Annotated in this window: 14 protein-coding genes; 5 read left to right on the top strand and 9 right to left on the bottom strand. The window is 71.8% G+C overall.

The window, feature by feature from the left end:
- Positions 1-7 precede the first annotated feature (7 nt).
- On the bottom strand, positions 8-1,039 hold the full coding sequence (locus VPH61_RS17795) for a GNAT family N-acetyltransferase (RefSeq protein ID WP_332064854.1): 1,032 nt from the start codon (positions 1,037-1,039) through the stop codon (positions 8-10).
- A 186-nt stretch (positions 1,040-1,225) separates the two neighbouring features.
- Between VPH61_RS17795 and VPH61_RS17790 the strand changes: the two genes are divergently transcribed.
- Positions 1,226-2,599, top strand: a complete 1,374-nt coding sequence (locus VPH61_RS17790; RefSeq protein WP_332064853.1) for an L-serine ammonia-lyase — start codon at positions 1,226-1,228, stop codon at positions 2,597-2,599.
- A 92-nt stretch (positions 2,600-2,691) separates the two neighbouring features.
- Positions 2,692-2,889, top strand: coding sequence for a hypothetical protein (locus VPH61_RS17785; protein WP_332064852.1), 198 nt, complete (start codon positions 2,692-2,694; stop codon positions 2,887-2,889).
- Between the two features lie 86 nt (positions 2,890-2,975).
- Here the strand turns inward: VPH61_RS17785 and VPH61_RS17780 are convergent, their stop codons facing one another.
- Positions 2,976-3,518, bottom strand: a complete 543-nt coding sequence (locus VPH61_RS17780) for a rhodanese-like domain-containing protein (protein ID WP_332064851.1) — start codon at positions 3,516-3,518, stop codon at positions 2,976-2,978.
- Between the two features lie 81 nt (positions 3,519-3,599).
- A complete protein-coding gene (locus tag VPH61_RS17775) occupies positions 3,600-4,868 on the bottom strand; it encodes a M18 family aminopeptidase (protein WP_332064850.1) in 1,269 nt (422 codons plus the stop codon).
- A gap of 108 nt (positions 4,869-4,976) precedes the next feature.
- Here VPH61_RS17775 and VPH61_RS17770 point away from each other — a divergent pair, with 108 nt between their 5' ends.
- Positions 4,977-5,564, top strand: coding sequence for an NADPH-dependent FMN reductase (locus VPH61_RS17770; RefSeq protein ID WP_332064849.1), 588 nt, complete (start codon positions 4,977-4,979; stop codon positions 5,562-5,564).
- Positions 5,565-5,648: 84 nt separating this feature from the next.
- Here VPH61_RS17770 and VPH61_RS17765 read toward each other — a convergent pair whose 3' ends face one another.
- Positions 5,649-6,581 carry a J domain-containing protein gene (locus VPH61_RS17765; RefSeq protein WP_332064848.1) on the bottom strand — a complete coding sequence of 311 codons (933 nt, stop codon included), beginning with the start codon at positions 6,579-6,581 and terminating at the stop codon, positions 5,649-5,651.
- A gap of 162 nt (positions 6,582-6,743) precedes the next feature.
- Between VPH61_RS17765 and VPH61_RS17760 the strand changes: the two genes are divergently transcribed.
- Positions 6,744-7,172 carry a DUF1761 domain-containing protein gene (locus VPH61_RS17760; RefSeq protein WP_332064847.1) on the top strand — a complete coding sequence of 143 codons (429 nt, stop codon included), beginning with the start codon at positions 6,744-6,746 and terminating at the stop codon, positions 7,170-7,172.
- 40 nt (positions 7,173-7,212) lie between these two features.
- On the opposite strand, the gene VPH61_RS17755 is transcribed toward VPH61_RS17760, so the two are convergent.
- Together VPH61_RS17755 and VPH61_RS17750 are read right to left on the bottom strand one after the other, a co-directional pair.
- On the bottom strand, positions 7,213-8,871 hold the full coding sequence (locus VPH61_RS17755) for a DUF7059 domain-containing protein (protein ID WP_332064846.1): 1,659 nt from the start codon (positions 8,869-8,871) through the stop codon (positions 7,213-7,215).
- A gap of 34 nt (positions 8,872-8,905) precedes the next feature.
- Positions 8,906-9,463 (bottom strand): RBBP9/YdeN family alpha/beta hydrolase, encoded by a 558-nt coding sequence (locus tag VPH61_RS17750; protein ID WP_332064845.1) that lies wholly within the window; start codon positions 9,461-9,463, stop codon positions 8,906-8,908.
- Between the two features lie 198 nt (positions 9,464-9,661).
- Here VPH61_RS17750 and VPH61_RS17745 point away from each other — a divergent pair, with 198 nt between their 5' ends.
- Positions 9,662-9,994: a hypothetical protein gene (locus VPH61_RS17745; protein ID WP_056014879.1), complete on the top strand. Its 333-nt coding sequence runs from the start codon at positions 9,662-9,664 to the stop codon at positions 9,992-9,994.
- On the opposite strand, the gene pnuC is transcribed toward VPH61_RS17745, so the two are convergent.
- The 3 genes from pnuC to VPH61_RS17730 are packed head-to-tail and all read right to left on the bottom strand — an operon-like array spanning position 9,945 to position 13,051.
- Complete coding sequence (gene pnuC / locus VPH61_RS17740) at positions 9,945-10,631, bottom strand: nicotinamide riboside transporter PnuC (RefSeq protein ID WP_332064844.1); 687 nt, start codon at positions 10,629-10,631, stop codon at positions 9,945-9,947. The two genes, VPH61_RS17745 and pnuC, sit on opposite strands and share 50 nt — an antisense overlap.
- Positions 10,628-11,047, bottom strand: coding sequence for a DUF3054 domain-containing protein (locus VPH61_RS17735; protein ID WP_332064843.1), 420 nt, complete (start codon positions 11,045-11,047; stop codon positions 10,628-10,630). Before VPH61_RS17735 ends, pnuC begins: the two co-directional genes overlap by 4 nt.
- 54 nt (positions 11,048-11,101) lie before the next feature.
- On the bottom strand, positions 11,102-13,051 hold the full coding sequence (locus VPH61_RS17730; RefSeq protein ID WP_332064842.1) for a thioredoxin domain-containing protein: 1,950 nt from the start codon (positions 13,049-13,051) through the stop codon (positions 11,102-11,104).
- Positions 13,052-13,209 lie beyond the last annotated feature (158 nt).

Raw genomic sequence — 13,209 nt, 5'->3', positions numbered from 1 at the left:
CGATGGCTCACGCCGCAGCGACGTCCCGCCCGTAGGCGATCATGAGGAAGCTCGTGCCGTCGGGGCGCTCGAACGTGAACTCGCGCTCGTGCAGCCGCTCGAATCCGAGTCGGTCGTAGAGTCGCTGCGCCGCGAGCATGTCGGGGCCGGTGTTCAGCACCACCCGCTCGAGCCCGCGGATGCGCGCGAGTCGCAGCACGTGCGCGACGAGCACTTCGCCGACGCCGCGACGACGGGCGTCCGCGGCGACGCCGAGGAACCGGAAGTCGAGCTCTCCGCCCCGCGCGAGCGGTGAGATCGTCGCGCCCGCCACGGGGGTCGATGCCGTGCCGAGGAGCGCGCCGGTCGCGGCATCCGTCGCCACCCAGACCTGGTGGTCGCGTGCGCGGTCGGCGACCGCGACGATGTCGGCGCGGTAGGCGTCGCTGAGCTCGAAGTCGCTCGCGTACGCGCCCTCGACGAGCGCGGTGACCGCCTCGATCTCATCGGGGCGCATGAGCCGCACACGGATGTCGCCCCGTTCCTGCAGGGCGAAGCGGTAGGCGAACCCCACGACCTCCCCGAAGCGTTCGTCACGCTCCGGCAGGCGGTCGAACCCGAGCCGCGCGTAGAGCGCCTGGGCGCGCGTGTTGAGCTCGCCCGTGTCGAGCAGCAGCGCGTCCGCGCCCCAGCCGAGCGCGGTCTCCATGCTCGCGCGCATCAGGGCCTCGCCGAGGCCGGCGCCTTGTGCGGTGGGGTCGACGGCCACGAGGCGCACCTCGGCCTCGTCGCCCGCCGCGACCCGCGCGTACGGCGTGCCGGCGCGCAGCACGCTCGACGTGCCGAGCAGCCGCCCGTCGTCTTCGATGCCCTCGGCGACGAGCACGGCACCGGATGCCGCGCGTCCCGACACATCCCGTTCGAACGCACGCCGCTCGGCGCTCACCGGCAGGTGACCGTACGGACCTGCGGCGAACGCGGCGGCGATGAGGGCGGGCTCGGCGGCGGCGTCGCCGTCGCGGATCGGGCGGATGGTGAAGGAGGCGGTGTCGTGCTGCATCGCCTTCCAGCCTACGATCGCGGCGCCTACCCGGCGCCCGCTTCGCTGGGCGCGAAAACGACGCGAACCAACGACGTGCGTGCGCATCGCGGATCATGCTCCGAACGCGCGCCCGGAACGCCGGATGCGCAGGATTCTGCGAATTCCCGCCACAACACTGCGCGGCGCCCCGCGTAGCCTTGAGGTGTGACAGCGTTCGTCTCAGCCCTCGATCTCTTCTCGATCGGGATCGGCCCCTCGAGTTCCCACACCGTCGGCCCGATGCGGGCCGCACGGGCGTTCGCCGAACGACTCGCGAGCGACGGCGTGCTCGACCGGGTCACCCGCATCACGTGCTCGCTCTACGGCTCCCTAGGTGCCACGGGCCTCGGCCACGGCACCCCTGACGCGGTCGTCGCGGGCCTCGCGGGCCTCGAACCGCACGACTGCGACCCGAACGAGGTGCGCGGCGCCTGGTCGGGCCTCGGCGACGACGGCGCCGAGGTGCGCATCGCGGGCACGCATGCGATCCGGATGCTCCGCGGTGACGTGAGCCTCGAACCGCGCACCCGCCTGCCCGGCCACCCCAACGCGATGACGCTGCAGGCCTGGAGCGACGAACCGCTCCCCCTCGCCGAAGACACCTACTACTCCGTCGGCGGCGGGTTCATCCGCCGCGAGGGCGAGACGGCGTCCGAGGCCGAGGCGCTGCGGCATCCCCTGCCCTACTCCAGCGCCGACGAGTTGCTCGCGCTCTGCGAGGAGCACGACGTCTCCCTGTGCGACGTCGCCCGGCACAACGAGGTCGCCGTGCACGGCGAACAGGGCATCGACGACGGTCTCGACGCGATCTGGGCGGCCATGGCCGAGTGCGTCTCGAACGGGCTGTCGGCCGACGGCACGCTGCCCGGAGGCTTGCGGGTCAAGCGCCGCGCCGCGCTCGTGCGGCAGCGGCTCGAGGAGTACGACCGCGACGAGCACCTGCGCGACACCTCGACCGAGTGGCTGCACGCGTTCGCGCTCGCGGTGAATGAAGAGAACGCCGCAGGCGGCCGGGTCGTCACGGCACCGACCAACGGCGCGGCCGGCATCATCCCGGCCGTCGGCCACTACTACCTGAAGTTCGTCCCCGGCGCGGATGCCGCGGGCATCCGTCGCTACCTGCTGACGGCGGCCGCGATCGCCTCCCTCGTGAAGAAGAACGCCTCGATCTCGGGTGCAGAGGGCGGCTGCCAGGCTGAGGTCGGCTCCGCCTGCGCGATGGCGGCCGGCGCACTCTGCGCCGTGCTCGGCGGCACCCCGCGCCAGATCGAGAACGCCGCCGAGATCGCCATGGAGCACCACCTCGGCCTCACCTGCGACCCCGTCGGGGGCTTGGTGCAGGTGCCGTGCATCGAGCGCAACGCGATCGCCTCGTCGACCGCCGTCTCGGCCGCACGGCTCGCGCTGCACGGCGACGGCACGCACGTGGTCTCACTCGACACGGTCATCGAGACCATGCGGCAGACCGGCATCGACATGATGACGAAGTACAAGGAGACGAGCGAGGGCGGACTCGCCGTCAACGTCATCGAGTGCTGAGGGCGGCGAATCAGCGCTGACAGCGCTCACGGCACCGGTGTCCCCCGATCGGGACTCTCGCGCGACTCGCGAGCGTCTGGCACGCTGTGCAGATGGACACCCCCGACCCGAATATGCCCGAACTGTTCTGGGGCGCCGGCCTCATCGGCCTCGTCATCGGCCTCGTGATCTACCTCGCCGTGCTCGCGCTCATGCTGTGGATCGGCTACCTGATCATCAAGGCCGCCGTGCGGAACGGCCTGCGTGAACACACCCTCTGGCTCGAGAGCCGGCGCGGCCCCCTGCGCTGAAGCAGCACCGGCCGGCGAGTCTCAGGCGACTGCCGGGTGGGCGCCGGTGTCCCGGCCGGCGCCCGCCCGTGCTCGGCGCGCCGCCGTCAGCAGGCGCAGCTGATCACGCCGTCGGCGACGGAGCCGCCGCCGAGTCCCGCCTCGGCGACGTTCGTGAGCGGGTCGGCTGCGAGCTGCGCCGGGCCGCCTGCGGTGTCGTACGCGAACCCCTCGCGCACCCAGTACTCGAAGCCGCCGAGCATCTCCTTCACGGGGTAGCCGAGCAGCGCGAATTCGAGCGCCGCGCGCGTCGCGCCGTTGCAGCCTGGGCCCCAGCAGTAGACGACGACCGGGGTGCCGGCCGGGAAGAGCGACCCCGCCTCGGCCGCGATGCGCCGGCCCGGAAGGTGCACGGCGCCGGGCACGTGACCCTGCGCCCAGGAGGCATCGCTCCGGGTGTCGACGAGCACGAAGCCACGGTCCGACTCGGCGAGCGCGGCGGCGACATCCGACACGTCGGTCTCGAAGGCGAGCCGGCCGCGGAAATGCGCGATCGCGGCGTCACGATCGGCGACGTGCGCGAAGAGCTCGGGCGCTCGCGAGGGTGCGGGTGATGGTGCCGGCTGCGTGGCCGTGATCGTCTCGGTCATGCTGTTCACCCTGTCACCCGTCGCGGGTCGAAGGCAGGAGAAATCGCGCCGTCGTGGCGCGACATCCCGCCACTGCGGGTGTCAGCCGGCGAAGAAGGCGGTGACCGCGGCGCCGAGGGCGGTGAGGTCGTCGACGTGCGCGAGCTCCCGTGCCGAGTGCATCGAGAGCAGCGGCACGCCGACGTCGACCGTGCGGATGCCGAGTCTGGTCGCCGAGAGCGGGCCGATCGTCGAGCCGCACGGGATCGAGTTGTTCGACACGAACGGCTGCGTCGAAACTCCTGCGCGCCGGCACACCTCCGCCCACAGGGCCGCGCCCTCGGCGTCGCTCGCATAGCGCTGGTTGGCGTTGAGCTTCAGCAGCGGTCCGCCGCCGAGCGACGGCCGGTTCGCCGGGTCGTGCCGCTCGGGATAGTTCGGGTGCACGGCGTGGCCGGCATCGGAGGAGACGATCCAGGATGCCGCGTACGCACGTCGGCGCTCGATGTCGCCGGCGCCGAGGCCGGCGCCGATGCGCACGAGCACGTCATCGAGGAACGGCCCGCTCGCGCCCGAACGCGACTCGGAGCCGAGCTCCTCGTGGTCGAAGGCCGCCAGCACGCTCGCATGACCGGCGTCGGCGGGCGCCTCGAGCAGGGCGACGAGTCCGGCGTAGACCGAGCTCAGGTTGTCCATGCGACCCGACGCGAACAGGGCGTCGTCGAGGCCGAACCTCGCGGGCGCCTGCGTGTCGGCGACGAGCACGTCGTGGCCGGCGATGCGGTCGGCGTCGACGCCGGCCGAGGCGGCGAGCACCTCGAGCACGTCTCCCGAACCGCCCGCGCCCCACACCGGCTGCACGTGGCGCTGCTTGTCGAGCGTGAGTCCCTTGTTGACCTCGCGGTCGAGGTGGATGGCGAGCTGCGGGATGCGCAGCATCGGGCCGGTGCGCACGAGGTGCGAGGCGCCGTCGTCGGTGACGATGCGACCGGCGAGTTCGAGCTCGCGGTCGAGCCAGGAGTTCAGGAGCGGCCCGCCGTAGACCTCGACGCCGGCCTGCAGCAGGCCCTCCGAGCTCGATCCCTGACCCGGCTTCAGCTTGAACGACGGCGAGTCCGTGTGGGCGCCGAGCACGCGGAACGGCGTCGTGGCCGAGGCTGACGCCGGGGCGACCCAGGCGATGACGGCTCCGTCGCGCACCACCACGTGGCGGCCGCCGGCCGAAGGCCATTCCTCGCGCTCGTCGAGCCGGTCGAAGCCCGCGGCCTCGAGACGGCGAGCGACCTCGGCGGCCGCGTGGTACGACGACGGTGAGGCGCGGACGAACTCCGCGAAGTCGGCGATGTGGGCGTCAGTGCGTGATGCGGGCATCCTCCCATCCAACACCGCCGACGGCCCGGGGTCGAGTTCACCCCTCGACACCTCGCCGCTCGAGGAGCAGTGTGGACTGCAGACACCCTCTCGAGGAAGGACAGGGCGATGCCGATCACGTACGAACACGAGCCGCCGTATTCGGTCGGCGTCCTGATCGGAAGCCTCTCGACCGAGTCGATCAACCGCCGGCTCGCGACGGCACTCATGCGCCTCGCGCCCGACCAGTTCCAGTTCACCGAGATCGAGATCGGGCAGCTGCCGCTCTACAACCGCGACTTCGACGTCGACTACCCGCCGGTCGCCCGCGACTTCAAGCGGGCACTCGCCGACGTCGATGCGCTGCTCTTCGTCACCCCCGAGTACAACCGTTCGCTGCCCGGAGCGCTGAAGAACGCGATCGACTGGGCGAGCCGTCCGTTCGGCGACAACGCCCTCAGCCGAAAGCCGTCAGCCGTCATCGGCGCCTCGTCGGGTGCGATCGGCACGGCCGTCGCGCAGCAGCAGCTCCGCAGCATCCTGAGCTTCTGCGACGCGCCGCAGATGAACGCGCCCGAGGCGTACATCCAGATGAAGCCCGGCCTCATCACCGACGAGGGCGACGTCACCGTCGAGAGCACGCGCGAGTTCCTCGAGACCTATCTCGCGCGATTCCTCGAGTTCACCACCCGGGTGCTGACGGTGTTGCCGCGCTGAACGTCGCACGCAGAAGCCAGACTCCGCTCAGGCGAAGCGCACGACTGCCGGTACTGGACGGTGCTGCCGCGAGGGCTCTCACGCTCAGGCGAAGCGCACGACTGCCTGCAGGCGCGAGCGAACCTCCATGACCTCGGTGCCGCCGAGATGGGCGGATCCCGGCAGGCCATCGCGCACGGCGCTCGCGAGACGCGAGCGGCGTACGAGGGCCACGACGGCGCCGCGGTTGGTGCCGCCGAGTTCGAGGGACTCGTCGGCGTGCTCGTCGGGCACGACGATGACGAGCGCCGTCGGCTTGACCTTCGCCGCCCGGCCGATCGATTTCGCGCGGGCGGCGAGCGCACGCATGGGCCGCTCGCCGTCGAGGGCGGCGCCGACGAGTTCACCGCGCTTCATCGCGACCGGCCCGCCCCAGTCCTCGGACTGGATCGCGAACAGCCCCGTCGGCCCGAGCACGAGGTGGTCGAGCTTCGGCGGCAGGCCGTGGCCCGCGGCATCCGTCGCCACGTCGTGCCAGACCGTGTAGGCGATGCCGAGCGTCGACAGGGAGCGAGCGCTCGCCTCCTCGGCGAGCGCATCGGCGAGCACGTGACGGATGTCGCGGGGCGCACTCCGAACGAGCCCTGGGTCGTAGGGGTCCTCGAGGGTCACGCCGCGGCCCGCCCACTCCCGGATCAGCCCGAGGTAGCGCTCGCGCGACAGCCCACCGGGGTGGCCGTACGTGCGGGCGAGCGGGCGCGAGTCGCGGCGCGGCCTCGGTGCGGCGGGCGCCCACGCCTCGTGGCTCGGCGCCGGCATGCCGCCGCGGGCACCACGGTCGAAGAGCGCTCGCGCATCAGGGGTGCCGACGAGCTCCCACGCGAGCTGCACGGCGTGGAAGCGCACGACGTCGCCGCCCGTGTCGGGGTGCGCGCTCCGGAGCGCTCGTCGGTAGGCGAGCCGCAGCGTCGCCTCGTCGGCGTCGGACGCGACGCCGAGCACCTCGTACGGTGAGGCGGAGAGCGGACTGTCGGGCATGGGCTCGCTTTCGGATGTGCGACCACGAGAATACCGCGGCGCGGCTGTACGCGGGTCTAGACTGCCGACCACAGGGCCCCGAGCGGGTCGCGCGAGAGGCTGAGATGCTGATCGACGTGAAGATCTCCGTGGCCGAGCGCGTGACTCCGAGGGGGCGCTGAGATGCTGATCGATGTGAATTACTGGGCCGTGATCGTCGCGACGCTGTCGACGATGCTCGTCGGGTCGATCTGGTACACGCCGAAGGTCTTCGGCAACTACTGGATGCGCGTCGCGAAGGTCGACGACTCCGGCGAGCGCGGAGCCGTCGGGCCGATCCTCACGACACTCATCGTGAGCTTCATCTCGGCGTGGGTGCTCGCGATCGCGACCCAGGTCGCATGGACGGCGCTCGGCGGCAACTACCTGCTGATGGCGTTCACGACGGGCCTCATGCTCTGGGCCGGGTTCACCGCCGCACGATTCATCACCCACGACGTGTTCGAGGGCCGGCCGCCCGGCCTGACCATCCTGAACATCGGGCACGAGTTCGTCACCGTCGTCGTGATGGCGCTCATCATCGGCGTCTGGCCGCCCGCGGGCACGGTCTGACCGAACCGCGGGTCCCGCCGGCTCAGTCGGCTCAGTCGGGTCAGTCGGCGAAGCGCAGCATGCCGTCGTCGACGAGCGTGCGCACCGCCGGCAGCAGCTCGGCCGCGAGCGCCGATTCGTCGACCTCGAGCAACTGGGCGAGGGCGGCCACGATCGCACCGACCGACAGCTCGCCGTCGCTCGCGCCGACGAGGGCCGCGAGCCCCGTGTCGAGGCTGATCGTGCGCCCGAAGCCGCCGCCTTGACGCAGCAGCATCGCCGTCGGGTCGTCGTCGCCCGGCCAGTAGTGGCGCTCCTCGGTGACATCGCCGGCGGTCGTGAACCGGGTGACGGCGAGCGCGCGGTCATCGAGGGCGGCCTGACGATCGCGCCCCGCGAGGCACTCGGCGAGATGGGCGCCGAGCCCGGCCTCGTTCGCGCCGAGCGGTCCGTGCAGGCGCTCGAGCCGAGCGAGCCGCGCCTCGGGTGCAGCGGATGCCGCGGCATCCGCTCGGCGCAGCAGCACGTAGCCGAAGCCCACGCGCTCGACGCCGCGCGCGGCGAAGTCGTCGAGCCAGACGTCGTAGAGCCGGTCGAAGTCGGCGGCGCCCGGCCTCGTGCCGCCGTCGCGGATCCAGGTCTCCGCGTACTCGGTGACGTGTTGCACCTCGCGCTCGATCACCCAGTGCTCGACGTCGGCGGCCCAGTCGCCGACTCGCTCGAGGCCGTCGGCACCGACGTCGGTGCCGGCAGTGGCAGCGGTCGCGCTCCGGTACTCCCAGTTGCCGAGCAGCTGGGCGATGCCGCCGGGTTCGAGGTGGTCGTGCGCCCCGCGAACGACCGCTTCGACGATCGCGTCGCCCACCATGCCGCCGTCGCGGTAGTCGTACTCGGGCACACCCTCGATGCGCGGCGTGATGACGAAGGGTGGGTTCGAGACGATGCGGTCGAACCGCTCCCCCGCGACGGGCTCGAAGAGGCTGCCGAGCCGCAGCTCGACGTTGTCGATGCCGTTCAGCACGAGGTTCAGTCGCGCGATCTCGAGCGCACGCTCGGAGATGTCGGTCGCGACGATGTGCTCGGCGAACCTCGAGGCGTGCATCGCCTGGATCCCGCAGCCGGTGCCGAGATCGAGCACGCGGCTCGCCGGGGTCGGCAGCATGAGCCCCGAGAGCGTCATCGACGCACCTCCCACGCCGAGCACGTGCTGCTCCCCGAGCGCGTGGCCGAGGGCGAGCTCGCCGAGGTCGGAGATGATCCACCACTCCCCGCGGCCGTACGCGTCGACGAACGCGTACGGCCGCAGGTCGAGCCGCGCGCGAACGGATGCCTCGCGGCGGGGGTCGACCCCGTCGCCGCCCACGCCGCTCTCGCCGACCTCGCCGACGAGCCCGAGCTCGATCGCCCCCTCGACCCCGAGCCCGGCGAGTGCCTCGGCGAGCTCGTGCCGCGGCACGGCGACCCCGAGCACGAAGAGTTCGGCGAGCGTCGCGAGGCCGGCGGATGCCCCGTGCTCGCTCCGACGCGCATCGAGCACCCGCCGTGCGGGCACGCGCTCTCCCCGGTGCAGCGCGGCCGCAGCGGCGTCACCCCACAGCGCCTCGAGCGCCGCGACCGTGAAGCGCGCAGCGGTCAGGTCGGCACGGAGCAGCCGCAGCAGTTCGCCGGCTCGAGCCTCATCTGCGACGGTGAGGGACGCTGGCTTCGGCTCGATGCTCATCGAACCATTCAAGCGCACCCGCGCCGCGGCGCGCTCAGCGGGTCGCGAGCTCGAGCACGAGGGGGAACGGGCCGAATCCGTCGTCGATCGTGAGGTGCCCGCCGCTCGGCACGGTGACGTGCTCCGCACCGAGTGGCGCTGAGAAGAGGCGCTCCGCCCCTTCGGGGCAGTACGGGTCGGCATCGCCCGAGACCACGAGCACCTGCTCGGCCGCCGAGTGCACCGCCTCGCTGTCGAGTGCGAAGCCCGCGATCTGCGGGATCCCCCGGAGCACCGGGTCCGAGACCGGGGCGACCAGCAGCAGACGTGCGGCGGCGGCATCCGTTCGCCCTGCGGCCGCTCGTCGCGCTGCCAGCGCCAGCCAGGCCGCACAGGCGAGGCTGTGGCACACCACGGTCAGCGAGCGGGCATCGGTGCCGACCAGCTGGTGCTCGATCGCCGCGATCCAGTCGTCGAGCACGGGTTCGTCGGGCTCGGGCAGCTGCGGGTAGCGAACGGATGCCCCGCTCGCCTCGAGCTCGGCGGCGAGCCATCGCTGCCAGTGCCCGTCGGGGCGCCGATTCTCGTATCCGTGCAGGATCAGGTACTGCAAAATCTCGTGCCTCTCCGGTCGGCCGGCGCGTCAGCTCCCGGCAGTGCGCACCATTCAACCAGTCGCTCGGGGCCATGACGATGCCGACCGTCATCGATTCGTCATCTGGCGTACATGTCGGGTTGCGCTCTGTAACCCTGCCGTCACACGGTGCGATTAGCGTTGATTACGATCGAATCGAGGCGAGGGGAGGCGCGCATGGCAGAGTCGACGACGCTCGAACGGCTGCGTCAAGACGCACGCGACGAGCTCTCGGCGCTCATCGAGCTCCGATGCCGACTCGGCGAAGACCCGTGGGTGTTCCTGCCCGACCTGCCGTCGGTCGACGAGCAGGTCGTCGCGACGCTGCGAGAAGACCGGCTCCACTCCGAGCGCTGGCGCACGGTGCGGGCCCGCGCCTACCACCCGGCCGCTCGCGAGGGCGACGTCGCGAAGTTCGAGTACGAGCTGCTGCGCGAGATCGCCCTCGAGCACCCCGAGCTCAGCTCTGCGGTGTGGTTGGTGCTCGACCGGGTTCCGTCGCGCTGGTAGCCCGTCGCTGCACGCGCATCCAGGTGATGAAGCCGAAGATCGTGAACAGCCCGTAGAAGACGTAGAGCAGCGCAGAGGCGTAGTACCCGGCGCTGATGAGCAGGGGCACGCCGACGATGTCGACGGCGACCCAGATGAGCCAGAACTCGGTCCAGCCCTTCGCCATCCCCCAGGTCGCGAGCAGCGAGCCCATGAAGATCCACGCGTCGGCCCAGACCGGTTCGAACGAGCCGAGGGCGCGGAAGATCGGGGTGAGCACGAGCGTGCCGCCGACGAGCGCGACGCCGAGCAGGATGCGGGCCCGTGCGCTCGCCCACCGTGGTTCGACGGCCGAGTCGCTCACCTGCTTGTGCTGCGACCAGCGCACCCAGCCGTAGATCGAGACGGCGATGAACATGAGCTGCCGGCCGGCCTGGCCGAGCAGGTTCACGGGATTCGGGGTCTCGAAGAGCGCACCCATGAAGACGGTGAAGAGCAGCGCATTGCCGACGATGCCGACCGGCCACGCCCAGACCTTGCGCCGCAGGCCGCCGAGCGCGCTCGCGAGCCCGAAGACGTTGCCGACGATCTCCCGCCAGAGGATGACCTGATCGCCGATGACGAGCTGGGCGTCGAAGAGCCACTCGATCGGGTTCATGCGGGATCGGTTCGAGAGGCGTCGGCGGCAGCAACACGCGAACGACGGGTCACGAGCGATGCGATGAACCGCCAGCCCAGCAGGAACGCGGCGAGCGTCAGCGTCGCGACGACGATGAACGCGAACTGCGTGCCCTGCCCGCTCACCGCGCGCAGCAGCATGCCCCCGACGACAGTCACGGACCAGACGACGACACCCGTCGGCCAGACGGCGAGCGGATGCCGCCACGCCCGCGCCGCGAGCCAGCCGGCCGCGAGCGCTGCGAGAAAGGGCCACGCGGTGCCGGCGATGCCCGCGAACTCGAGCCCTTCGGCGTGACTCGTCCGTCCGATCGAGACGAAGACGACGACGAGCGCTGCATCGAGCACCGCCGCGGTCGTGATCGCGCCGGGTCGCGCGTTCGTGGGCTGCGTCATGCTCTCATCGTACGGATCCCGGAGTTGGCGTGCGCACGCCGATGCTCGGCACCCTCACTCGCGCGGACCGAGCGCGCCGAGCATCGACGGATCCTCGACCGGGAGCGCGCAGACGAACGCCTCGCAGCGGTAGGCGACCGCAGTCGCGTTCCGCGCGGTGCGCTCCTCGAACAGCGAGAAGCCGGCCGCGGCGAACTCGCGAGCCTGCCGCTCGTCGACGATCACGGCGACGGATGCCTCGTGCGACCGGGTCGCGGCCAAGAGCGCGGGCTCCTCCGGCGCCGCGCTTGCGTCGACGTCGGCGCGGCCGGTCTCGGTGCCGCCAGTGTCGGTACCCCCGATGTCCGCGCGATCCGGTACGACCGTCACGAGCTGCACGACGGGAGCCGCCAGTCTTGCCATGAGCGCGAGTGATCCGCCGAAGGCGAGCGGCCGTTCGAGCGCGATGCCCGCGACCGACGCCATCGCCCGCTCCGCCGATTCGAGGTACGCATCCCCGGCCCCGAGCAGATACAGGCGCCATGCGGCATCCGCGCACGCCGTGAGCCCCGACGGCGCTGCGCCCTCCGCGGGGTCGTCGGGCATCTCGAGGCCGCGCGCCCGCAACACGGGATCCGCCCCGGCGGGTGCTGCGAACGGAAGGCGACCCTCACCGCCGCCGGCGCGCGCGGCCGCCATCGCCGTGTCGACGAGGGTGCGCGCCGCGACCGCGTAACCGTGTTCACCGGTCACCACGGCGAGCTCGAGCAGCCCGCCGGCGAACATGCCCGTGTCTTCGAGGGTGGCGACGGCCGACGAGGCCCGCCCGTCGAGCGAGGCCCGCACCAGGCTGCCGTCGGGCCGCACGTGCGTGGCCAGCAGCACGTCGGCACTGCGCCGCGCCGCCTCGAGCGAACGCGCATCGGCGCGCACGAAGCCGTGCCTTGCGAGCGCGCCGATCGCGAGACCGTTCCATCCCGTCAGCACCTTCTCGTCGAGCGGCGGCGGCGAGAGCCGCGCCCGTCCTTCGGCGTCTTGACGGTAGTAGCCGCCTTCGCTCCGCTCGCCGTCGATCACGCTCTCGGAGTCCTGCGCGCTCGCGAACCCGCCGCTCGGCAGCTGCAACCGGTCGATGAGGAATCGTGCGACCCCGTCGGCGATCGAGCCCGTGTGCTCGTCGCTCGGCCGCGCCCGCCCGAGCTCGGTCGCGACCCGCAGCAGCAGTGCGTTGTCGGTGAGCATGCGCTCGTAGTGCGGTTCGCTCCAGTCGGCCCGCGTCGCGTAGCGGAAGAACCCGCCGTCGACCGGATCGTGCAGCGGCGACGCACCCATGAGCCGCACGGTGCGCTCTGCCAGCGCCCGGCCGGCGCCACCCGCCGCGGTCAGGAACTCGAGCACCGGCGCGACCGGGAACTTCGGCGCACCGCCGAACCCGCCGTGCACCCGGTCCTCCCCCGCTGCGAGCGTCGCGACCGCGCCGTCGAGTTCGGCGCGGCCCGGCAGCTCGCCGTCGGTTCGAACAGCGGATGCCGCCGCCAACGCCTCGGCGACAGCCGACGCCGTCGCGTCGAGCTCTGCACGCCGCTCACGCCACGCAGCACTGACGGCTGCGAGCACGCTGCCGAATGAGGGAACCCCGCGCACATCACGAGGCGGGAAGTAGGTGCCGGCATAGAAGGCGCGCCCCTCCGGCGAGGCGAACACGGTGAGCGGCCAGCCCAGCTCGCGCGTGAAGGCCGACGCCGCCGCGAGATAGCTGGCATCGACATCGGGATGCTCCTCACGATCGACCTTGACCGCGACGAATCCCTCGTTGAGCACCGCGGCGACCGCCGGATCGCTGAAGCTCTCCCTGGCCATGACATGGCACCAGTGGCACGTGGCGTAGCCGATGGAGATCAGCACCGGCACGTCCCGCTGTCTCGCCGCCTCGAATGCCGCCTCGCCCCATGGGTACCAGTCGACCGGATTCGAGGCGTGAGCGCGCAGGTAGGGGCTCATCGCATCGCCGAGTCGGCTCCCCATGCCTCCAGAGTACCGAGCCGCTTCCGCTCCGCCGGGTTAACGGCGAAAGGCCGCCCTCTCGGGCGGCCTTCGGTGTATGCCTAAACGAAAGAGAGCCGCCCAACTTTGGGCGGCTCTCTTCGTAATGTTTGTCCGGCGGTGTCCTACTCTCCCACAGG

The organism is Agromyces sp. CCNWLW203, assembly GCF_036576125.1.
In the GTDB taxonomy this organism is placed as follows: Bacteria; Actinomycetota; Actinomycetes; order Actinomycetales; family Microbacteriaceae; genus Agromyces.
The sequence above is the reverse complement of the archived record's forward strand: the minus strand, read 5'-3'. Positions and strand labels throughout refer to the sequence as shown.

Bases quoted from the DNA above. Each gene is read 5' to 3' on its own strand.
- VPH61_RS17795 (WP_332064854.1), bottom strand. From the start codon at position 1,039: ATGCAGCACGACACCGCCTCCTTCACCATCCGCCCGATCCGCGACGGC.
- VPH61_RS17785 (WP_332064852.1), top strand. From the start codon at position 2,692: ATGGACACCCCCGACCCGAATATGCCCGAACTGTTCTGGGGCGCCGGC.
- VPH61_RS17780 (WP_332064851.1), bottom strand. From the start codon at position 3,518: ATGACCGAGACGATCACGGCCACGCAGCCGGCACCATCACCCGCACCC.
- VPH61_RS17775 (WP_332064850.1), bottom strand. From the start codon at position 4,868: ATGCCCGCATCACGCACTGACGCCCACATCGCCGACTTCGCGGAGTTC.
- VPH61_RS17770 (WP_332064849.1), top strand. From the start codon at position 4,977: ATGCCGATCACGTACGAACACGAGCCGCCGTATTCGGTCGGCGTCCTG.
- VPH61_RS17765 (WP_332064848.1), bottom strand. From the start codon at position 6,581: ATGCCCGACAGTCCGCTCTCCGCCTCACCGTACGAGGTGCTCGGCGTC.
- VPH61_RS17760 (WP_332064847.1), top strand. From the start codon at position 6,744: ATGCTGATCGATGTGAATTACTGGGCCGTGATCGTCGCGACGCTGTCG.
- VPH61_RS17755 (WP_332064846.1), bottom strand. From the start codon at position 8,871: ATGAGCATCGAGCCGAAGCCAGCGTCCCTCACCGTCGCAGATGAGGCT.
- VPH61_RS17745 (WP_056014879.1), top strand. From the start codon at position 9,662: ATGGCAGAGTCGACGACGCTCGAACGGCTGCGTCAAGACGCACGCGAC.
- pnuC (WP_332064844.1), bottom strand. From the start codon at position 10,631: ATGAACCCGATCGAGTGGCTCTTCGACGCCCAGCTCGTCATCGGCGAT.
- VPH61_RS17735 (WP_332064843.1), bottom strand. From the start codon at position 11,047: ATGACGCAGCCCACGAACGCGCGACCCGGCGCGATCACGACCGCGGCG.
- VPH61_RS17730 (WP_332064842.1), bottom strand. From the start codon at position 13,051: ATGGGGAGCCGACTCGGCGATGCGATGAGCCCCTACCTGCGCGCTCAC.